This window comes from Roseibium sp. (assembly GCF_051016195.1).
Taxonomy (GTDB): Bacteria; Pseudomonadota; Alphaproteobacteria; order Rhizobiales; family Stappiaceae; genus Roseibium.
The window spans coordinates 2,179,558-2,199,882 of sequence record NZ_CP134616.1 but is presented as its reverse complement, the minus strand read 5'-3'; the positions used below and the strand labels follow the sequence as shown (position 1 = coordinate 2,199,882).

Sequence of the window (20,325 nt, the reverse complement as noted above, 5' to 3'; positions counted from 1 at the left end):
GCCGGTTGATGAGGCTCACACTTCCTGCAGCAACCCTGATCAGCGCGGCGTTGCTCGCGCTGGCACTTTGGACATACGGCGTCCAGTCGCCGGATACACAGCGCAATCTCTTCTACGCAGCCGCAGTCGGGATTGTATCGATCGCACTGTTTGCGACACGCGTGGTTCCCGACATCGTTGCCGCGTTCGTGGTGTTCCTCTTAAGTCTCGCAATTGCCGTCGCGCCGCCGGCAATCGTCTTTTCCGGCTTTGCGTCTGGCGGTTTCTGGCTTCTCTTGGGAGGCATTGTTCTTGGCGTCGCGGTGATCGCCACAGGCCTCGGCGCACACATATCAAACAGGTTGCTGGCACTCTCCGGACGGTCCTATTCAAGAGCTGTCTTTGTCATGGCAACGGCCGGATTTTTGCTTGGCATTCTCATTCCCTCGACTATCCCGCGCGTCCTGATCCTGATTCCCGTTGCCGTCTCGCTGGCCACCTCGCTCGGACTGAAATCGGGAAGCAGGGAAGCCATGGGGCTTTGCGCAACAGCGGCCGCCGGAACGCTTCTACCCACCTACGCGATTTACACTGCCAACCTGCCGACAATCGTTCAATTCGGTGCATTGGAGAGCCTCTACAGCCTGAAAGCCACTTATTCGGGATATTTTCTGGCTCAGTTTCCGGTCAATCTACTGCGTTTCGCTGTTCTTGTTGTGCTTCTCCAGCAGGTTGGTGCGGCCTCCCTCGCACCGAAAGAAACGGCCTCCGAAAACGACAAGAAACTCACACAACCTCAAACTCGGCTGCTTGGTCTGCTGCTGATTGCGATTGTGCTTTGGTCGACAGACTTTATGCACGGGATCCAACCCGCCTGGATCGCGCTTGGTGCGGCAACTCTTGCCCTTTGGCCCCGTACCGGCCTGCTGCCCAAATCGGCGATGAAGGACCGAATTGATCTGACGCCTGCGATGTTGTTTTGCGCAATTTTTTGCGTCAGCGCCCTTGCGCGTCACGTCGGACTGGACACTGCGCTGGCAAATACCTTGATCGAGAAACTGGCCCTGGTTCCGGAACATCCTGTCTGGAACATCTATGCGATCTTTATCTTTTCAGTACTGCTGTCACACCTGACAACCGCTCCGGCAGCTCCGCTCGTCCTCGTGCCTTTCGCCGCGCCCCTTGCGTCCGCATCCGGCCTTCCGCTCGAAACCGTCGCGATGACACAGATGATCGGAATTGCCAGCCCGTTGCTGCCCTACCAGGCACCGCCGCTCCTTATCGCAATGTCGCTTGCAGATATCTCGACGGGCTTGCTCACCCGGGTTTGCCTTGCCTTGTTTGCCGCCGTGGTGCTGATCGGATTGCCTCTCACCATTGTCTGGTGGCATATCATCGGCTTGTTGCCTGCATCGGGATGAATCTTGCTCATCAGGAATGCTGATCGCAAGGATCAGCAGTTATAATTTGCCATAATGCCGCACCTCACTATCTTCGAATTTAATTGAAGGAGGGGTGCAATGAACGCCATGACGGATACCAAAGAGTTTGATATCGACCCGGCCGCTCTGCGCCAGACGCTGTCCTGCTTTCCAACCGGTGTTGCCATTGCAACAACGCGCTCGCGGACGGGAGAGCCCATTGGAGTCACGATCAGCTCGTTCAATTCCGTCTCCATGAACCCGCCGCTCATTCTGTGGAGCCTCGCCCGCAAAGCCGGCAGCCTGGCCGAATACAAGGCCCATCCCGGATTTGCGATCAATATTCTGTCCGCCGACCAGTCCCATCTCTGCAAACTCTTTGCCAGTCCCGAACGGGACCGGTTCTCAGGCCTTGAATGGATCGAAGGGGCTCACGGCGTGCCTTGTCTCGCAGGCTGCGCGGCCGCGCTAGAATGCGAGACCCATGCGGTCCATGAGGGTGGTGACCATGAGATTTTCATCGGCCGCGTGCTCGCTCACACGAACAGCGACAAAACACCCCTCGCCTTCGGCAAGGGGCAACTGGGCGCTTTCGCCGTCGGGTAATTTCAGGTTGGCTTGCGCAATCCTCAGCATCGTTATCCCGGATCGTTCACTCCAGATTTGAAATGCCCGCGCACGCAGTGATCCGGCTCGCGGCTGATCCGGCGTGCATTCAACAGCCATGAACAGGGGATACCGGCTTCCGGTCTTGCCGCAAGTGCGGCAGACCAGAACGACGATCTAGAGCGTTTTCCGGCCCAGTTGGATCATTTGATGAGGACATCCGGTTCACTAGGCACCTGAATCTGAAGTTCGCTTCGGAGTCTGCTGAAACAATGATGCGAACTTCAAATTCACCGCACTAGGTCGCTCGACTACTTTGCCACGAGCTTTCCGACTTCCTTCTTTATCTCTTCCAAGAACACGCGAGACTGGGTGGACATAGGCTGCCGCGCAGGTTCGATCTGAACGAGATCCAGAAAGAGAGGCGGTTCGTCAATCGGTGCAACGCGCCGGATGGCCCCGTCCATATCCGGAGCACAGATCACGCCCGGCAGAATGGTCACCCAATCCGACCGGGCAACGAAATCGAGCGTTCCGAGCATGGCGTCCATTTCCATGATGCGCTCGACCTGTACTGAATGGGTCGTGAGGTAATCCTCAATCCGCGCCTTGCGGATGTTGGTGCGTGAGGGCGTCACCAGCTTGAGCGGTGCAATCTCGCTGAGGCGCACCGGTTTGCCGTGGACCACACCGCTCAGCGCACCTCCGACAAGCATCTCCCGATCCCGGGCCAGATGGCTGACATTCAGGCCCATGGCACCGCCAAAGGCTGGAACCACGGCAAAGTCGAGCTCTTCAGCCTTGACACTGTCGGTGAGCGCACCGCTGTATCCTTCGACAATTTCGATCGAGACGTCCGGATGCTGGCGCGCCATGCGTTCAAGGGCCGGTGCAAGTGCCGCACGTGCAAGGACCGGCATGATCCCGGCGCAAACGGTTCCCGAAAGCGTGTTCTTGCGGCTTCGCGCATCGATGATCGCGTCTTCGGCGCCGCGCAAGACATCAAGCACCTTTGTGTAGTACCGGTTTCCGGCAGGCGTGAGCAGAACACCATCGCTTGTACGTTCGAATAGCCGGACACCAAGAACATCTTCAACCGCAGCGACATGTTGGGAGATCCCCGACTGCGTCGCATTCTCGCGCGCAGCCGCACGCGTGAAGGATCCTTCTTCCGCGACAGCTACGACCGACCTCATCTGGCGAAGCGATATCATCACAGCCTCATTAGATTTCTTGATAGCACATTTTAGTACTTATAATTTTCCCAAACACCAGCCCCGGCATAATCTTTGACAAGGATCAATGACACATCGCTAGAGGGGACAAGGCTCATGGAACTCGGTTTCTTCACCATGCCGATCCATCCGCTGGACAAGGACTGGAGGCTGACGCTGAAAGAAGACCGCGAAGCGTTCCTGCTTGCGGATGATCTGGGCTTCAAGGAAGCCTATTGCGGAGAGCATGTCACCGACCAGGCCGAGAACATTACCTCTTGCGCCATGTTCATCGCGTCGCTGGCCAGCAGCGTCAAAAACATGCGCCTCGGAACCGGCACCGTGAATATGCCGAATGCCCATCCGGCCGCTGTCGCGGCACAGGCCGCGATGCTGGATCACATGCTGGACGGCCGGTTCAACTTCGGCATTTCGCCGGGGGGCCTTCTGTCCGATGCGGAAGTTTTCGGCAATCTGGACGCCGACAGAAATGAAATGTTCCTGGAAGGCATCAACACGGTTTTGAAAATCTGGGAGAGCGATCCTCCCTACAACATCAACGGCAAATACTGGACGGTTACGACCGAACGCACCAGCATGGCTGAGATCGGCCAGGGCATCATGCCGAAGCCGCTGCAAAGGCCGCATCCGCCGATCGTCGTGACCGCGGTTGCGCCCTTCTCCAAGGGCGTGACGGAAGCGGCCGCGCGAGGATGGGATCCGATCAGCGCCAATTTCCTGATGCCGCAATGGGTTGCAAGCCATTGGCCGAAATATGTCGAGGGCTGCGAACGTGCCGGACGGCCGGTCCTGACGGAAAACTGGCGGGTCGCAAGATCCGTGTTTGTTGCAGATGATCTGGACACGGCACGCGAATACGCGCTGGGGCCACAAAGTCCCTACCGTTTCTACTACAACCAGATCCTCACGAAGATGCGCAAGAACAACCGGTTGGGTCTTTTCAAGACCCATCGTGACCAGCCCGACGACGAAGTCACGCTGGAAGGCGTATTGGACAAGCTGGTCACCTGGGGCACGCAGGACAAAGTGACTGAAGACCTGCTTGCCTACCGGGAAACAGTCGGCGATTTCGGCACATTGCTCTATGCCGGCAAGGACTGGGTCGACCCGGAACTCGGCAAACGGTCAATGATCCTTCTGGCGGAAAAGGTAAGACCTGCCTTCAACGCGGCGATTGCATCTGAAACGCAGGCCGCCCAATGACCGGACGTGTCGACCTTGGAAGCCACAGTCTCCAGACTTTTATCGACGGGCCGGACAGCGCCCCATGGCTGATCCTGTCGAATTCGCTGGGGGCGAGCGCCGAGATGTGGACCCCGCAGATCCCGGTTCTGACGAAACATTTTCGTGTCCTTCGCTACGACGCGCGTGGTCACGGCAAGTCGGATGTTCCGCCGGGGCCTTATTCCTTCGACCACCTTGTCGGCGACGTTATTGATCTGATGGACGCACTCGAGATCGAAACCGCCCGGTTTATGGGTCTGTCAAAGGGCGGAATGACCGGCCTCGGACTTGCACTTGCGCATCCGGGCCGGATTGAACGGGTGGTTTGCGCGGACGGTCGTTCGGACGCCCCGCCGCCTTTCAAGGCCATGTGGGATGACCGGATCGGCCTGGTCGAGCAGGATGGGATGAACGGTATTGCCGACGCGACGATTGCAACCTGGTTCACGCCCGAGTGGCTCTCGGCATATCCTGAAGAAGCGGAGAACGTGCGTCGCATGATCCTGTCGCACGATCCGGCGGGGTATATTGCCAATTGCCGTGCGTTGCAGGATCTCGACTACTTTCGGCATCTGTCCGCAATCCGCCTTCCTGTTCTTTATGTCGGCGGAAGTCATGACAAGGGGGCGTCGCCGGAAGTCATGCAGGCCATGGCGGACGCTACGTCCGGCGCGCGCTATGTCGAGATCCCGGGCGCTGCACACGTTGCAAACATAAACGCACCAGAGGCCTTCAATGAGGCCGTGTTGGGCTTCCTTATCGAAGACCTTAAAACCCGGGCGAGCGCATGACCCGCCCGGCTTTGTTGAAGTTTGCACGGCAAGGCCCTTGGCCTTGGGTTTTGATCCCGGTCAGGCGCCGGGAACTTTCATGCCCATGAAGTCGATCATGACGTTGTCTCGATAGGCCGGACGAGCGCACAGGCGGTCGTAGTAGGCGCGCAGTCCGGGCAGATCCGCCCGTTCGAAATCAAGCTCATAGTACCGGTAAAGAAGCCCGCCGATCTGATAGTCGACAAGGTTCAGCGTTTCCCCTCCGACATAGGGGCCATCAATGAGGCCTTCGAAAACCGTCATGGATTGCTTGAGCGTGGCGACGGCACTGGCGACACCCTTGTGGTCACGTTCATCTGCCGGGGTCCGAATGGTCTGCCAGAAGATCGTCGGGATAAGGGGCTGATAGATGTGCTGCTTTGACATATCTACCCAGCGTTCGATCTGCGCTGCTGCCATGGGGTCGGAAGGATGGCCGCCGTATCGACGCATCAGATAGCGCAGGATGGCAGAGGATTCCGGCAGCGCCTGACCGTCATCTTCCAGAACCGGCACCAGTCCGAGCGGGTTCATGGCCAGGTATTCGGGCGTATCGTTGCCGCCGAACGGACCACCGACATCCAGGCGCTCGTATTCAACGCCCAGTTCCTCAAGGCACCAGACCACGGGCTGCACGTTTGCCGACGATATGCGGCCATGAATTTTGATCATCGTTTCGGTATCCCTGTAATGCTGAAGTCGCCCCGGAGACGGCGCTATCGGATCATCCCCTTTTCAGCGCCTGCCACAAACCCTCAATTCGCAAAAAGACGTGATCGTGAGGCCTAATCTGTTTGCCCTGCATACAGAGACTCGGCTGACGCGCGTGAAATAGGACATCTGGCGCGCACCGGTATGTCAGATGCAGCGTCCGCCATCGACTTCCATCGCGACGCCTGTGACCATGCCGGCCTCGTCGGAGCACAGGAAACAGGCCGCGTTGCCCATATCCTCCGGCGTCGAAAAGCGCCCGATCGGTATCGTCGACAGGAACTTCGCCCGCGTCTCGGGCGTGTCTTCCCCCATGAAACTTTTCAGAAGCGGCGTTTCGCCGGCGACGGGGCAGATTGCGTTTACACGTACGCCGGACGGGGCAAGTTCCACCGCCATGGTCTTGGTCGCCGTGATCATCCATCCTTTCGACGCGTTGTACCAGTTGAGTTTCGGGCGCGGGCTGAGACCTGCGGTGCTCGCCACATTCAGAATTGCGCCCTTGCCAGCAGCAGTCATGGCCGGAACGAAATGCCGCGCGGTGAGATAGACGGACTTGCAGTTGACCGCAATCACCCTGTCGAAATCCTCTTCGCTGACATCCTGCAACGGCGTGGGCAGGTGTGTGACACCGGCATTGTTGACGAGAATGTCCACTGGCCCGAGCAGATCGGCCGCCTGTGCCGCCAGAGCCGCAACACTTTCATTCGAGGCAACATCCACGTGCGCCGCGAGAGCTCCGCTCTCCCTGGCCATCTCCTCGGCGGCTGCCACATTGAGATCGGCAATCAGAACCTTTGCGCCCTCGGCCACGAATTTTCGCACAATCCCGGCTCCGAAGCCGGACGCGCCCCCGGTCACAATGGCCGTTTTTCCCTGCAGTCTCATCTTTCCTCCTGATATTTTATGTCTTTTGCACGGGCAAGCGGTCTTCAGCCATGAAAGGCCGCGACTGTTTTCAAGGTGGTGAAGCCGTAAAGTGCCTCGAAGCCTTTCTCGCGCCCGTGTCCGGACTTGCCGACGCCTCCGAAGGGCAGTTCGACACCGCCGCCTGCCCCGTAATTGTTGATGAATACCTGACCGGTGCGGATTTTCCGGGCGATGCGCATCTGCCGGGCACCGTCCCGCGACCAGATGCTGGCGACCAGTCCGTAATCGGTACCGTTGGCAATCGCGACGGCCTCGTCCTCGTCATCGAATGGGATGACGACCTGGACCGGTCCGAAAATCTCGTCACGCGCCAGCGTGTGCGCAGGCAATACCCCGGAAAACAGCGTCGGACGGACGTAATTACCGCCCTCCGGCACGTCATCCAGAGATGCCTCGGCCGCTTTCTCCAAATCGTCCCCCCGGTCGAGATAGCTTGAAACGATGGCCTGCTGCCGCCCGGAAATCAGCGGGCCCACATCGAGATCGGACAGCGCAGGACCAACCCTGAGCGCTGCATATCTTTCACCCATCCGACCGACAAGTTCGTCGTGGATCGACCGGTGCACAAGGATGCGGGACGATGCCGAGCAGGTCTGGCCGGCATTCTGGATCCCCGCGTTGACCAGAAACGGCAAGGCGGCGTCCAGATCCGCGTCCGCAAAAACCAATTGCGGTGACTTTCCACCCAGTTCGAGTGTCACCGGCACCACATTCCGGGCGGCGGCCGTCTGAACATGCACCCCGGTCGCGACCGAACCGGTAAAGCTGATGTGGTGGATGCCCGGATGACCCGTCAGTGCCGCCCCTGCCTCCGCTCCAAGTCCCGGGACGACGTTCAAGGCCCCGGCCGGAAGTCCCGCCTTGATCGCAAGATCCGCGAAAGCAAGCGCGGTCAGACACGCGTCTTCGGCGGGTTTCAGCACACAGGCATTGCCGGTCGCGAGTGCCGCCCCGACGGAGCGTCCGATGATCTGCATCGGATAGTTCCACGGCACGATGTGCCCGGTGACCCCATGTGGTTCGCGCAAGGTGTAGACCGTGTAGCCGTCCAGATAGGGGATCGTCTCTCCATGCAATTTGTCTGCTGCGCCGCCATAAAATTCCAGGTAACGGGCAAGGGCGACCGCATCGGCGCGGGCCTGTTTGAGCGGCTTGCCGACGTCGATCGACTCGATGCGGGCCAGGTGTTCCACATTCTCCAGAACCAGCTCCCGCAGTTTGAAAAGTGCGCGCCCGCGCTCGACTGCCGTCGTCCGGCCCCAGTCGCCCTGGCAGGCATTGTGCGCGGACGCAACGGCGGCATCAATATCGTCCGAGGTGCCTCTTGCGATCGACCCGATCCGCTCCCCTGTCGACGGGTTCTCCAGCGGGAGGGACTTGCCACCCGCCGGCACCACCCACTTTCCGTCTATCAGGCATCGGGAGGGATCGAACCAAAGATCTAGCTGGTCTGTCATGACATCTCCTTCAGGCAACGTCGGCCGGCAGAACCGGCGCAGCGGCGACGAGTTGTTTGGTATAGGCATGGTGCGGCTTGTCGAAGACGCTGTCCGTCGGACCCTCCTCGACGATCCGTCCCGATTTCATCACAAGCACACGTTCAGTGATGGAACGCACGACACTCAGATCGTGCGAGATGAAGAGGTAGGTCAGGCCGAAACGATCCGCGAGACCGGCCAGAAGATCCAGAACCTGTGCGCGCACCGAAACATCCAGCGCGGATACAGCCTCGTCGAGAATGATCAGGTCCGGCTTGATGATGAGCGCGCGCGCAATTGCGATCCGCTGGCGCTGGCCACCGCTGAATTCATGGATGTATTTCCGGCTGTCATCGGCACTCAGGCCAACGCTCTCCAGCGCCTCGACAATCGCCGTTTCTCGTTCAGCACCGGCCGGAGGACCGTCCAGGAGGTGAAAGGGTTCCGTGATCAGGCGGTCAACGCGCCAGCGGGGATTGAAGCTGCCGTAGGGATCCTGGAAGACGACCTGCATGCGCCGGCGGACATCCCGGTTGACCCGGTGATGGCTGACAACCGGTGTTCCATCCAGCAGGATCTCACCTCCCTGGATCTCCTCCAGCCCGAGTATGGCGCGCGTCAATGTCGACTTGCCGCAACCGGATTCTCCGACAAGCCCGAGGCTTTCGCCCTTCCTGATCTCGAAACTGACATCGTCGACGGCCCGAACCTGCGCTACCCTGCCCCACCAGCCGTGCGTGTGGGTCTGATATTCGCGGATGACGTTGCTTACCCGCAAAAGCGCTTGTTCCTGGGCGGCACTGTTCCTTTCCGGAACATGCCCGGACGCTTCAAGAAGCGCACGCGAGTAAGGATGCTTCATCTTCCGAAACAGACCGTGCGCAGGCCCGCTTTCGACAACCTCACCGCTCCGCATGATCACAAGATCGTCGGCGAGATCGGCAACGACAGCGAGGTCATGGCTGATCAGCATCAGACCCATGTCTTCCTCGACGACCAACCGTTTCAGGAGATCGAGGATCTGGGCCTGGGTGGTGACGTCCAGAGCGGTGGTCGGTTCGTCGGCAATCAGCAGCTTCGGTCTCAATGCGATCGCCATGGCGATCACAACACGCTGACGCTGGCCGCCCGAAAGCTCGTGCGGATAGCGTGTCAGCGGAAACTTTTCCGGGGGCAACTCGGCACGGCGCAAAGCATCCGCTGCGCGCACAAGCGCTTCGGATCTCGGCACCCTTTCGTGAACAAGTATCGTTTCGGCGACCTGTGCGCCGATGGTCTGCAACGGATTGAGCGCCGTCATGGGTTCCTGAAACACCATGCCGGCAACCCGGCCACGAATACTGCAGAGATCTGCCTCGCTGGCGCTCAAAATGTCCTGTCCGGCAAGCGAAATGCTGCCGCGGCATTGCGATCCGTTCGGCAGCAGTTGCAGAACGCTGAAGGCGGTCATCGACTTGCCGGATCCGCTTTCGCCGATCACACCCAGCACACGGCCCGGCTCGACCTGCATCGAGACATTCCTGAGGATCGGTTCGCCGTGGATCTCAAGCGAAAGTCCATCGATCTCCAAAAGGCTCATGTCCGCGCCCTCCGGAGCTTGGGATCCAGCAGGTCACGAAGCCCGTCGCCGAGAAGGTTCAGACCCAGCACGGTCAGCAGGATCGCCATGCCCGGAAATATCGCCAGATGCGGTGCCAGTGAAATCATGGTCTGGCTGTCAGCCAGCATGCGTCCCCAACTGGCTGTTGGAGGCTGAGCGCCGAGTCCCACGTAGCTGAGGCCCGCTTCGGCAAGGATGCCGAGAGAGAACTGGATCGTCCCTTGAACGATCAGGAGATTGGTCACGTTCGGCAGTATGTGCTCGATCGAAATCCGGGCCGGTCCCTTTCCGGCGACCCGGGCCGCCATGACGTACTCTCGGCTCCAGAGAGTCAGGGCCGCGCCCCGTGTCAGGCGTGCAAAGACGGGAATGTTGAAGATGCCGATGGCGATGATCGCGTTCAGCGCCGATGCACCGAAAACTGCGGTGATCATCACGGCGATCAGAAGGCTCGGAAATGCAAAGACGAGATCGTTCGTGCGCATGATGATCTCGTCCGGCAGGCTGCCCTTTCGGGCGGCAGCGGCCAGACCGAGCGGCACGCCCACCAGCATGCCGATGCCGACGGCAACAAGGGCAACCGCGATCGATGTGCGCGCGCCGACCATGAGCATGCTCAAAATGTCCCGTCCGAACTGGTCTGTCCCGAACGGATGGACGAGACTGGGCAGCTTCATCCTGTCGGCGATGTTCAGGACCGTTGTGTCGTAGGGCACCCAGAAGAGGCTGATGAGTGCTGCCCCTGTAAAGATGAGGGTCAGCAGCGCGCCGGGGAGCGTGGACCGGTTGTGCAGAAGGCGCGTCATCGCCGCCTCCGCAATCTCGGATCCACCCAGGCATAAGCCAGATCAACGGCGAAATTCACGACGATAACCGCGAAGACCAGCAGCATGACAACGCTTTCAACGACGATCAGGTCACGCGAACTGATCGCCTGAAAGACAAGACGGCCAAGGCCCGGGAGATAAAACACATTCTCGATGATGATCGCGCCCGCGAGCAGGAAAGAGAATTGCAGCCCCATGATGGTCAGGACGGGGATCAGCGCATTGCGCAGGGCATGCCGCCACATTGCCTGCCCTCTCGTGAGACCCTTGGCGCGGGCGGAGCGGATATAGTCCTCGCCAAGCGTATCAAGCAGGCTTGACCGCATCACACGCGTCAGAATGCTTGCCTGCGGCAGGGCAAGTGCGATGGCGGGCAATGTCAGGGCTTTCATGCCCGCGAGCAGGCCTTCTTCCCATCCGGGGAACCCTCCGGCGGAAAACCAGCGCAGATTGATGGCAAAGACCAGCACCATAAGCATCGCGAACCAGAAATTCGGGATCGCGACGCCAAGCTGCGTCACGCCCATGACACCAGAATCGACAAGGGTCCCGCGTTTTGACGCCGCCCAGATGCCCGCCGGAAATGCAATCAGTGTGCTCAGGACAAGCGCATAAAGGGCCAGCGGCAAAGACACCCAGAGCCGTTCGCCGATCAGTTCGGCGACCGGTGTCCTGTAGGTGTAGGAGGTCCCGAAGTCTCCGACGAGCAACCCGCCCGCCCAGGACAGATACCGCTGCAGGATCGTGCCATTGAGGCCCAGCTGCTCGCGCAGTGCGTTCAGCGTGTCCTCCTGCGCATTGAGGCCGAGCATATAGGCTGCCGGATCTCCGGGTACGACTTCAAGCGTCAGGAAAATCAAGACGGATGCTGCCACGAGACTGAGGCAGAGAGACAGAAGGCGTTTCAGGAAATATTGCAACATGGCCCGTCACGCACCTGCCGGCACATCGCCGCCGGAAACTCTTGACCGTTTGAACCCTTTGGGCGCCCGCACAGCGCGAGCGCCCTTTTCCGGCGATTTCAGTCTTCCCAGGAGACACCCGTCAGGTCGGTCGCCTGGGTCGGCTGATTTTTCCAGAGCCCCTTGATCCGGGCGTCGGCGACAGTCGGAAACGCCAGTTGGAACAGATAGGCATTGACGTGGTCCCCGGAGATCTTTTCCTGCGCCTGTTTCAGAAGCGCCGACCGCTTTTCAGGGTCGTTTTCGCTGGTAATTTCCGCGAACAGCGCCTGAAAGTCCGGATTGTCGTACTGGAAATAATAGTCCGGGCGGGCATAGATGCCGATGTCCATCGGTTCGGTGTGACTGACGATGGTCAGACCGTAATCCTTACCCTTGAAAACCTGCTCCAGCCACTGTGCCCATTCAAGATTGGTGATCTCTGTTTCAATCCCGATTGCCCTGAGCTGCGAAGCGATAATCTCCCCGCCACGGCGTGCGTAGGACGGCGGCGGCAGCTTGAGCGTCGTCTCGAATCCATCAGGGAACCCGGCCTCGGCGAGCAGCTTCTTGGCAAGCTCCGGATCATACTGGCTCATCCCGGTCAGATCGACGTAGTCCGGGTTGTGCGGGGCGAAATGCGTGCCGATCGGCGTGCCGTAGCCGAACATGGCTCCGTCGATGATCGCCTCACGATTGATCGCATGGGCAACGGCTGAGCGCACCAGTGGATTGTCGAGCGGCGGCAGCTTGTTGTTCATCGCCAGGATCGTCTCGCCTTCCGTCGAACCGACAAGAACCTGGAACCTCGGGTCTGCCTCGAATTGCGGCAGGTTTTCCGGCGCTGGAAATCCGACAAAGGCGTTGACGTCCTCGGCCATCACCGAGGCGAACGCGGCCGTTGGGTCGGAGATGAACTTGAAGGTGACATTCTCAAGCTGCGCCGGTGTGCCCCAGTAGTCGGGGTTCCTTTCCAGTTCGATCTTGTCGCCCTGGACCCAGTCGGCAAACCTGAAGGCCCCGGTGCCCACCGGATTGGTCTTGATGTCGGCAATCGTTTCCGGCGCGACGATAACCGCATCGCCCCAGGCCATGTTGAAGAGGAAGCTGCTGTTGGCCTCTTTCAACGTAACCTCGACGGTCAGCGGATCGACGGCCTCGACAGCGTCAATACCTGCAAAGAGCGCCTTCTGGGCGTTCGCGCTGTCATCGGCCCGCGCCCGGTCGAGGCTGAACTTCACATCGTCGGCAGTCATGTCTGTGCCGTCGTGAAACTTGACGCCCTCGTTCAGCTTGAACGTGTAGGTCTTGCCGTCGTCGGATATTGTCCAGCTTTCGGCCAGCCCGGGATTGACGGTGCCGTCCGGCCCAAAGCGGGTGAGACCCTCGAAGACGTTGGAATAAAGCACGGAATCGATGGCGCCCGCGGCGGCGCTGGTCGGGTCCAGATGCGGCGGCTCGAGCTGCATCGCGACCACGACATCCGTCTTTGCTTCCGCAATGCCGATGCTTGCAGCCAGTACCAGGACACTGACCAGCCCACTCCCTACTTTCTTAAAACGCATAGCTCTCCCCATCTGTCGATGCCGCGCTCAACGGCCTTGCCAACAGGTCGATCAGCGAACGGCCCATGACATTCGCGGAATCGAGCATGTCTTCCACACTCACATATTCGTCCGGTTTGTTCGTCAAATCCAGAATTCCCGGCCCAGAAACGATGCATATTTCGATTTTCGACGATGCGATGACCGGAAAACGGGAGATCCCCTGTCATCTCGATGTCGGTCCGCTTCACGAATCAGCCGATCGGACAACACCATGCGACGGACTCCGGGATGGCAGAATTGACAATCAGTATGGTATGCTCGCGCTACGGTGCCAATACCGTAGGATCACGGTGACCCATGAACGAATTTGAAACGCTGGCTTTCGACCACGCGCCAATGGGCATCGCGCTGACCGAACATCGGATCATCCGGACCTGTAACCTGAGTTTCGCCGACATGTTCGGCTACAAGAAGCCTGATCTGATCGGGCAGAGTTTCCGCCTGCTCTACGGTTCGGATGAGGAATTCCACCAGATCCGCGACATCGGACTGAAGCCGTTAAGCCAGTCGCTTCCCTATACCGACGAACGCCTCATGCTCAGATCCGACGGGTCACGAATCTGGTGCCGTTTCCGCGCCAGAACACTGACGCCGGAAAGGCCCCTTGCGCGAACCGTTCTGTCCTTCGCCCTCATCGAGGACAGCGACAAGGGCCCGCAACTGACATCGAGGGAGCGGGATATCCTCCTGCTTCTGTCCAAGGGACAGACAAGCAAGGAAATGGCAAGAACACTGGGTCTTTCACCCCGCACCGTCGAAGACGTCCGGTCCCGGCTCTTGAAGAAATTCAATGTGAAGAACGTCGCCGTGCTGCTCTCCCGGCTGGGCGGATTTCGCAAGCCGGACACCTGACGTTCAAATGCGCATGACGATGCCAGAGCAAGTTCTACGCAAGTGTTATCGTGGAAGATATCAGCAATTTGTGCAGGATCTGAAAAAATAACGCCCAATTTTCAGACATTCTGGAGAAAAAACAGGCGAAAACTGCCAGGTTTCAAGTCTTCCGCCAATGCGAACCAGATCTTTACGCCGGAATGAAGGCAAATCCACGAAAAACGTTCGCAATTTTTTTTGAGATCGAAATTTTTGTGAAAGTCGAAAGTTTAAGTTGCCAGCGAAGGTGAAAGCCCCATCTACTTTAAGTGGGGGCAGGTACTCTGGGAGCGCCTAGCTGGAAGTGGAACATGGAGATCTATACACGGTTCGCCGAGGACTACAGGAATAGAAACCTGGAAGAAATTTCAATCCAGGATTACCTGCTTGGATGCAGAGACGACCCCTTGATGCGCGCGACGTCCGCCGAGCGCATGATGGCCGCGATCGGAGAGCCCGAGGTCATCGACACAAGCCAGGATCAACGGCTCGGCCGGATTTTCATGAACCGGACAATCAAACGCTACGCCCCCTTCAAGAACCTCTATGGCATGGAAGCGACGATCGAGCGCATCGTCGGCTTTTTCCGCCATGCCAGCCAGGGGCTGGAGGAACGCAAGCAGATCCTCTACCTGCTCGGCCCGGTCGGCGGCGGCAAGTCGAGTATTGCCGAAATCCTGAAGAAGCTGATGGAACAGGAACCCATCTACGTGCTGAAGGCCGGTGACCAGATCAGCCCGGTCTACGAGTCTCCGCTTGGTCTTTTCAGTGCCAATCGCGTCGGTGACCTTCTGGAAGACAAGTACAATATTCCGCGGCGCCTTTTGACCGGACTGATTTCCCCCTGGGCGACGAAACGCCTCGACGAATACGAAGGCGACATTTCCAAATTCAGCATCGTCAAGATCTACCCGTCGCGGCTGCGCCAGATCGGCGTGACCAAGACGGAACCGGGCGACGAGAACAACCAGGATGTCTCCGCGCTCGTCGGCAAGCTCGACATCCGAAAGCTGGAGGAATTCAGCCAGGACGACCCCGACGCCTACAGCTATTCGGGCGCACTCAACCGAACCACCCAGGGCATGATGGAATTCGTCGAGATGTTCAAGGCGCCGATCAAGGTGCTGCATCCCCTGCTGACAGCCACCCAGGAAGGGTCCTATGTCGGGACGGAGAATATCGGCGCCTTACCCTTCCAGGGGTTGATCCTGGCGCATTCGAACGAATCCGAATGGAGCCAGTTCAAGAACAACAAGAACAACGAGGCGTTCCTGGACCGCATCAGCGTGGTGAAGGTTCCTTACTGCCTGCGGGCCAGCGCGGAAGCCGATATCTACGGCAAGCTGTTGAGCCAGAGCGCTCTGGCCGAGGCCTCCTGTGCCCCTGAAACCCTGCCTCTGCTCGCGCGCTTCAGTGTCCTCACGCGGCTGCACGAACATGAGAACTCGACGCTTTATTCCAAGCTTCGGGTCTATGACGGCGAGATGCTGAAGGATTCGGATCCGAAGGCGAAATCGCTTCAGGAATACCGGGACGCGGCGGGTGTTGATGAAGGCATGAACGGCATTTCGACCCGCTTCGCCTTCAAGGTCCTGTCGGAAACCTTCAACCACGACACGGAAGAGATTTCCGCCGATCCGGTGCACCTGATGTACGTGCTTGAGCAGGCCATCAGGCGCGAACAGTTCGACCCGGAAACCGAGGGCCGGTATCTCGACTTCCTCAAGACGGAACTGGCGCCGCATTATGCGGAGTTCATCGGCAACGAGATCCAGAAGGCCTATCTTGAGTCCTATACCGACTACGGCCAGAACCTGTTCGACCGCTACATTGCCTATGCCGACGCCTGGATCGAGGAGCAGGACTACAAGGATCCTGATACCGGCCAGATCTTCGACCGCGATGTTCTGGAAAAGGAGCTGGAGAAGATCGAACAGCCGGCGGGTGTTGCCAACTCACGGGATTTCCGCAACGAGGTGGTGAAGTTCGTCTTGCGTGCCCGCGCGGAAAACCAGGGACAGAACCCGGACTGGCGGCGTTACGAGAAGCTGAGACAGGTCATCGAGAAACGCATGTTCGGCAAGGTGGAAGAGCTCCTTCCGGTCATCAGTTTCGGTGCCAAGCGCGACAAGAAAACCGACGAGAAGCACCACGAGTTCGTCGAACGCATGACCGGTCATGGCTACACCAAGCGGCAGGTCAGGAGACTGGTCGAGTGGTACATGCGCGTCAACAAGGCCGGGTAACGCCGGAGGCGGATTGACAGATGGCGCATTTCATCGACCGCAGGCTGAACCCGAAAGACAAGAGCTTGACCAACAGGCGGCGCTTTCTCAAGAGGGTCCGCACCCAGATCAAGAAGGCGGTTGAGGATGCCGTGCGCGAACGGGGCGTGGCGGATGTCGGCCGGGCCAAGGATGTCAGCGTTCCGACCGACGGCGTCAGCGAACCCTCGTTCCGAAAAGCCGCCAATGGCGGGCGGCGGGAACGGGTCCTGACCGGCAACAAGAGCTTTCAGACCGGTGACCGGATCGAAAAGCCGCCGCGCGGCGGTGGGTCCGGAGCCGGCCGTCAAGGGGCCCCTGACGGTGATGGCGAGGACGACTTTCTGTTCGCGCTCTCAAGAGAGGAATTCCTGGACTTCTTCTTCGAGGACCTGGAACTGCCGGATCTGGTGAAACAGAGCCTGAAAGAGATCACCCGGACGCATCCGCACCGGGCCGGCTATTCCACGTCCGGCGCGCCGGCCAACATCAACATTGCCCGCACGATGCGAAATGCCCTTGGCCGCAGGATCGGACTGAAAAGACCGACGGACAAGGAAGCGCAGGCACTCCTGAAAGAAATCCTCCGGCTGGAACAGGTCGCATCGCCAACGCCCGAACAGCGCGCGGAATTGGCCGACCTGCGCGCGGCCTACGAGATCCTGGCCAAACGGCGCAAGGTCGTCGCCTATATCGACCCGCTTGACGTACGCTACAATCATTTCGTTCAGCAGCCGGAACCGAATGCCAATGCCGTCATGTTTTGCCTCATGGACGTGTCGGCTTCGATGGGCGAACGCGAAAAGGACCTGGCCAAGCGGTTCTTCATGCTGCTGCACCTGTTTCTCGACCGGCGCTACGAAAAGACGGACATCGTGTTCATTCGGCACACCCATGATGCTTCGGAAGTTGACGAAGACACCTTCTTCTATTCGCCGCAGACGGGGGGGACCGTGGTGAGCACGGCCCTGGTCGTCATGAAAGACATCATCCTGGACCGTTATCCGCCCTCGGAGTGGAACATCTACGCGGCCCAGGCCTCGGACGGTGAAAACTTCGGCGGCGATTCGAAGCGCTGCGCCGCCCTTCTTGGCGACGACCTCATGCAGGTCTGCCAGTACTTCGCCTATGTCGAGATCGTCGGCGAAGACGAGGCTCAACTGATCAACAGCGAGGCGACCGGCATGGAGCTCTGGGAATCCTATGGCCGCGTTGCTGAAGCCTGGCCGAATTTCGCGCGAAAGCGCGTGGCGACCGCTGCCGATATCTATCCCGTCTTCCGTGAACTCTTCGCGCGCGAGCCCGCAGGTCAAGGCCATGGCTAAGCGCGCGGCAAAAGCAAAATCCGGCCTGCTGTTCGACCATGCCGACTGGGACTTCGACACGCTGCGGCGAACGCTGGACGCGATCGAAGACGTGGCGCGTGATGACCTGGGACTGGATTTTTATCCGAACCAGATCGAAATCATTTCATCCGAGCAGATGCTTGACGCCTATTCCTCGATCGGCATGCCGCTGATGTATCATCACTGGTCGTTCGGGAAGCACTTTCTCGGTCATGAGCGCCTCTACAGGAAGGGCGCGCGCGGGCTTGCCTATGAAATCGTGATCAACTCCAATCCGTGCATCAGCTACTGCCTGGAAGAAAACACGATGCCGCTGCAGGCGCTGGTGATGGCGCATGCCGCCTTCGGCCACAATCACTTCTTCAAGTCCAACCATCTGTTCCGGCAGTGGACGGATGCCGACGGCATTCTCGATTACCTCGAATATGCCCGCAAGTTCATCGCCTCCTGTGAAGAAAAGCATGGTTTCGGCGAGGTGGAGGCAACGCTCGACGCGGCACACTCGCTCATGCCGCACGGCGTCTTCCGGCATCGCCGCCCGCGTCAGCCTTCCCTGCGCGAGGCGGAGGAACAGCGGCGCGAACGGATCGCCGCCGCCGAACAGAATGTCCACTATCTCTGGAACACCATCTTAAACCCCGCGCCCGGTCAGGCGTCGACGGATACGGAACTCCTCGACCGCAAACGCGATATGCATCTTCCGGAAGAAAACCTGCTCTATTTCCTGGAACATTACAGCCCTGTCCTGACCACATGGCAGCGTGAGATCCTGAGGATCGTGCGCAATATCGGGCAGTATTTCTATCCGCAGAAACAGACGAAAGTGATGAACGAAGGCTGCGCCAGCTTCGTGCACTACTACATCTTGAACAAGCTGCACGAACAGGGACGCATCAGCGACGGCGCGATGCTGGAAATCCTTCACAGCCACACCAACGTGCTGACCCAGCCGGACTTCGACGACCCGCGTTTTTCCGGAATCAATCCCTACGCACTCGGCTTTGCCATGATGGACGATATCCGGCGAGTCTGCCTGGACCCGACCGAGGAGGACCGGGAGTGGTTTCCGGACCTCGCCGGGAGCGGCGATTGGCGCAGCGTCCTGAGGCACGCATGGGCCAACTATCGCGACGAAAGCTTCATCCAGCAGTTTCTCTCGCCGACCGTCATGCGGCGTTTCAGGATGTTTGCCTTGTCCGATGAATCATCATCGCGCTATTGCACGGTGACGGGCATCCACAACGAACAGGGATACCGGTATCTGCGCGATGCGCTTGCACGCGACCATGACCTTGCGGCGCTGGAACCGGAAATCCAGGTTGCGGATGCCGATCTGCTCGGGGACCGATGCCTGCATCTGAAGGCCATCCGGCGCAATTCCGTTCCCCTGGATCCGGACAGCAGGGCCGCCACGCTGAAACATGTCGAACGGCTATGGGGCTACAAGGCTGAAATCGTGGAGAGCAATGCGGCCAACTGACGACCCGTGTCAGATTTCGCTCAGGCTTTGGGACAGATCCCGAAAAGTCTTCTTGAAGGCCTCCGTGAGAGGATTTCCGGCGAGCCCGACACGTGTCAGCATTCCGACCGGACGGGACACGTCCGGATCGCCCAGTTTTCTGAAAGCCAGCGTTTTTCCCTGCGCCGAATACATCGCCGATCGCGGCAGCAGTGCGACGCCGATACCCTCGCTGACAAGGTCCATCGCGGTGGATGAGCGGCCGACCTCGTAGGTCCATTGGGCCGACAGCCTGCTTCTGGCCATCGCCTCGTCAATCAGGAGACGGTTTCCGGTGCCTCTTGCCGGCAGGATCAGCGGCTCATCCTGAAGATCAGGCCATGCGACAGTGCCCGCTGCGGCCAGGTGATGATCGCGGCGCAACGTAAGAACGATGCTGTCTTCGAAAAGCGGCTCGAACTCGGTATTCGGTTCAAGAGATCCGATCGAACAAATGCCGAAATCGGCGTCTCCCTGCGCCACCGCCTCGGCAACTTCATTGGCAGCGCGATCGAGCAGCCGGATCCTCGGCACGGCGCCGTCCTCCCGAAGTTTCCGGACCGCGGGTGCCAGCAAGGGAGTAACCATTGTCGGGATCATGGCGATCGTCACCAGCGAGCCGCGCTGGTGTGCAAAGGCCACGCTCTCGTCCCGCATGGCCAGCGCCGTCTCCCGCGCGCTTTCCAGCATCGCCTCGGCCCGCGCCTGCAGCCTCTTGGCGGCAAGCGTTGGTTTGACCGCGCGCGTGGTGCGTTCGAACAGAGCTGAGCCGAGCGTTTCCTCCAGTTTCTGGACCCTGCGGGTGATCGCCGACTGCGACAGGCTCAGGCGTTCCGCCGCGTGGTGAAACGAGGCGGTTTCCATGACCGCCAGAAAGGCCTCGAGATCATTGAAGTCGAAATTGATGCGCATGCCGCATTAATCAGTCAAAAAGCAACAATTGTCAAAACAATCAGGCTGCTGGTAAGACGGT

18 protein-coding genes are annotated in these 20,325 nt (G+C 59.4%); 8 read left to right on the top strand and 10 right to left on the bottom strand.

Translation table 11 applies throughout. The features are described 5' to 3' along the window. Window positions 1-8: 8 nt before the first annotated feature. Together RDA78_RS10185 and RDA78_RS10180 are read left to right on the top strand one after the other, a co-directional pair. The gene (locus tag RDA78_RS10185) at window positions 9-1,400 is read left to right on the top strand and encodes an SLC13 family permease (protein WP_434055201.1); all 1,392 of its coding nucleotides are present in this window, start codon (window positions 9-11) and stop codon (window positions 1,398-1,400) included. Window positions 1,401-1,499: 99 nt separating this feature from the next. Further along, entirely contained in the window at window positions 1,500-2,006 is a 507-nt protein-coding gene (locus tag RDA78_RS10180; RefSeq protein ID WP_434055200.1) for a flavin reductase family protein, read from the top strand. Between the two features lie 311 nt (window positions 2,007-2,317). Here the strand turns inward: RDA78_RS10180 and RDA78_RS10175 are convergent, their stop codons facing one another. Beyond that, the gene (locus tag RDA78_RS10175; RefSeq protein WP_434055199.1) at window positions 2,318-3,220 is read right to left on the bottom strand and encodes a LysR family transcriptional regulator; all 903 of its coding nucleotides are present in this window, start codon (window positions 3,218-3,220) and stop codon (window positions 2,318-2,320) included. Between the two features lie 117 nt (window positions 3,221-3,337). On the opposite strand from RDA78_RS10175, the gene RDA78_RS10170 reads away from it, so the two are divergent. Together RDA78_RS10170 and pcaD are read left to right on the top strand one after the other, a co-directional pair. After that, the gene (locus RDA78_RS10170) at window positions 3,338-4,444 is read left to right on the top strand and encodes an LLM class flavin-dependent oxidoreductase (protein WP_434055198.1); all 1,107 of its coding nucleotides are present in this window, start codon (window positions 3,338-3,340) and stop codon (window positions 4,442-4,444) included. Then, window positions 4,441-5,256 (top strand): 3-oxoadipate enol-lactonase, encoded by an 816-nt coding sequence (gene pcaD, locus RDA78_RS10165; RefSeq protein WP_434055197.1) that lies wholly within the window; start codon window positions 4,441-4,443, stop codon window positions 5,254-5,256. The genes RDA78_RS10170 and pcaD overlap by 4 nt, the downstream gene beginning before the upstream one ends. Window positions 5,257-5,316: 60 nt before the next feature. Here the strand turns inward: pcaD and RDA78_RS10160 are convergent, their stop codons facing one another. From RDA78_RS10160 to RDA78_RS10125, 8 genes are all read right to left on the bottom strand, one after another. Beyond that, window positions 5,317-5,949 (bottom strand): glutathione S-transferase family protein, encoded by a 633-nt coding sequence (locus RDA78_RS10160; protein ID WP_434055196.1) that lies wholly within the window; start codon window positions 5,947-5,949, stop codon window positions 5,317-5,319. Between the two features lie 186 nt (window positions 5,950-6,135). Further along, on the bottom strand, window positions 6,136-6,876 hold the full coding sequence (locus tag RDA78_RS10155) for a glucose 1-dehydrogenase (protein ID WP_434055195.1): 741 nt from the start codon (window positions 6,874-6,876) through the stop codon (window positions 6,136-6,138). 44 nt (window positions 6,877-6,920) lie between these two features. Next, complete coding sequence (locus RDA78_RS10150) at window positions 6,921-8,375, bottom strand: aldehyde dehydrogenase family protein (protein ID WP_434055194.1); 1,455 nt, start codon at window positions 8,373-8,375, stop codon at window positions 6,921-6,923. A 10-nt stretch (window positions 8,376-8,385) separates the two neighbouring features. Beyond that, window positions 8,386-9,975 (bottom strand): ABC transporter ATP-binding protein, encoded by a 1,590-nt coding sequence (locus tag RDA78_RS10145; protein WP_434055193.1) that lies wholly within the window; start codon window positions 9,973-9,975, stop codon window positions 8,386-8,388. Continuing rightward, window positions 9,972-10,802, bottom strand: coding sequence for an ABC transporter permease (locus RDA78_RS10140; protein ID WP_434055192.1), 831 nt, complete (start codon window positions 10,800-10,802; stop codon window positions 9,972-9,974). Before RDA78_RS10140 ends, RDA78_RS10145 begins: the two co-directional genes overlap by 4 nt. Then, window positions 10,799-11,746 carry an ABC transporter permease gene (locus RDA78_RS10135; protein ID WP_434055191.1) on the bottom strand — a complete coding sequence of 316 codons (948 nt, stop codon included), beginning with the start codon at window positions 11,744-11,746 and terminating at the stop codon, window positions 10,799-10,801. Before RDA78_RS10135 ends, RDA78_RS10140 begins: the two co-directional genes overlap by 4 nt. 98 nt (window positions 11,747-11,844) lie before the next feature. After that, window positions 11,845-13,329, bottom strand: a complete 1,485-nt coding sequence (locus tag RDA78_RS10130) for an ABC transporter substrate-binding protein (protein WP_434055190.1) — start codon at window positions 13,327-13,329, stop codon at window positions 11,845-11,847. Further along, on the bottom strand, window positions 13,319-13,456 hold the full coding sequence (locus RDA78_RS10125) for a hypothetical protein (protein WP_434055189.1): 138 nt from the start codon (window positions 13,454-13,456) through the stop codon (window positions 13,319-13,321). The genes RDA78_RS10130 and RDA78_RS10125 overlap by 11 nt, the downstream gene beginning before the upstream one ends. Before the next feature lie 212 nt (window positions 13,457-13,668). Here RDA78_RS10125 and RDA78_RS10120 point away from each other — a divergent pair, with 212 nt between their 5' ends. The 4 genes from RDA78_RS10120 (at window position 13,669) to RDA78_RS10105 (ending at window position 19,334) form a co-directional block, all read left to right on the top strand. Next, entirely contained in the window at window positions 13,669-14,223 is a 555-nt protein-coding gene (locus RDA78_RS10120) for a LuxR C-terminal-related transcriptional regulator (RefSeq protein WP_434055188.1), read from the top strand. 332 nt (window positions 14,224-14,555) lie between these two features. Then, window positions 14,556-16,490 (top strand): PrkA family serine protein kinase, encoded by a 1,935-nt coding sequence (locus tag RDA78_RS10115; RefSeq protein ID WP_434055187.1) that lies wholly within the window; start codon window positions 14,556-14,558, stop codon window positions 16,488-16,490. Window positions 16,491-16,510: 20 nt separating this feature from the next. Next, complete coding sequence (locus tag RDA78_RS10110; protein ID WP_434055186.1) at window positions 16,511-17,833, top strand: YeaH/YhbH family protein; 1,323 nt, start codon at window positions 16,511-16,513, stop codon at window positions 17,831-17,833. Then, a complete protein-coding gene (locus RDA78_RS10105) occupies window positions 17,826-19,334 on the top strand; it encodes a SpoVR family protein (protein WP_434055185.1) in 1,509 nt (502 codons plus the stop codon). Before RDA78_RS10110 ends, RDA78_RS10105 begins: the two co-directional genes overlap by 8 nt. 9 nt (window positions 19,335-19,343) lie before the next feature. Here the strand turns inward: RDA78_RS10105 and RDA78_RS10100 are convergent, their stop codons facing one another. Next, entirely contained in the window at window positions 19,344-20,264 is a 921-nt protein-coding gene (locus tag RDA78_RS10100; RefSeq protein WP_434055184.1) for a LysR family transcriptional regulator, read from the bottom strand. Window positions 20,265-20,325 lie beyond the last annotated feature (61 nt).

Coding starts and splice junctions, on each gene's coding strand:
- RDA78_RS10115 (WP_434055187.1), top strand. CDS start 14,556: ATGGAGATCTATACACGGTTCGCCGAGGACTACAGGAATAGAAACCTG.
- RDA78_RS10140 (WP_434055192.1), bottom strand. CDS start 10,802: ATGACGCGCCTTCTGCACAACCGGTCCACGCTCCCCGGCGCGCTGCTG.
- RDA78_RS10130 (WP_434055190.1), bottom strand. CDS start 13,329: ATGCGTTTTAAGAAAGTAGGGAGTGGGCTGGTCAGTGTCCTGGTACTG.
- RDA78_RS10120 (WP_434055188.1), top strand. CDS start 13,669: ATGAACGAATTTGAAACGCTGGCTTTCGACCACGCGCCAATGGGCATC.
- RDA78_RS10155 (WP_434055195.1), bottom strand. CDS start 6,876: ATGAGACTGCAGGGAAAAACGGCCATTGTGACCGGGGGCGCGTCCGGC.
- RDA78_RS10185 (WP_434055201.1), top strand. CDS start 9: ATGAGGCTCACACTTCCTGCAGCAACCCTGATCAGCGCGGCGTTGCTC.
- RDA78_RS10135 (WP_434055191.1), bottom strand. CDS start 11,746: ATGTTGCAATATTTCCTGAAACGCCTTCTGTCTCTCTGCCTCAGTCTC.
- RDA78_RS10150 (WP_434055194.1), bottom strand. CDS start 8,375: ATGACAGACCAGCTAGATCTTTGGTTCGATCCCTCCCGATGCCTGATA.
- pcaD (WP_434055197.1), top strand. CDS start 4,441: ATGACCGGACGTGTCGACCTTGGAAGCCACAGTCTCCAGACTTTTATC.
- RDA78_RS10180 (WP_434055200.1), top strand. CDS start 1,500: ATGAACGCCATGACGGATACCAAAGAGTTTGATATCGACCCGGCCGCT.
- RDA78_RS10175 (WP_434055199.1), bottom strand. CDS start 3,220: ATGATATCGCTTCGCCAGATGAGGTCGGTCGTAGCTGTCGCGGAAGAA.
- RDA78_RS10110 (WP_434055186.1), top strand. CDS start 16,511: ATGGCGCATTTCATCGACCGCAGGCTGAACCCGAAAGACAAGAGCTTG.
- RDA78_RS10160 (WP_434055196.1), bottom strand. CDS start 5,949: ATGATCAAAATTCATGGCCGCATATCGTCGGCAAACGTGCAGCCCGTG.
- RDA78_RS10100 (WP_434055184.1), bottom strand. CDS start 20,264: ATGCGCATCAATTTCGACTTCAATGATCTCGAGGCCTTTCTGGCGGTC.
- RDA78_RS10145 (WP_434055193.1), bottom strand. CDS start 9,975: ATGAGCCTTTTGGAGATCGATGGACTTTCGCTTGAGATCCACGGCGAA.
- RDA78_RS10170 (WP_434055198.1), top strand. CDS start 3,338: ATGGAACTCGGTTTCTTCACCATGCCGATCCATCCGCTGGACAAGGAC.
- RDA78_RS10105 (WP_434055185.1), top strand. CDS start 17,826: ATGGCTAAGCGCGCGGCAAAAGCAAAATCCGGCCTGCTGTTCGACCAT.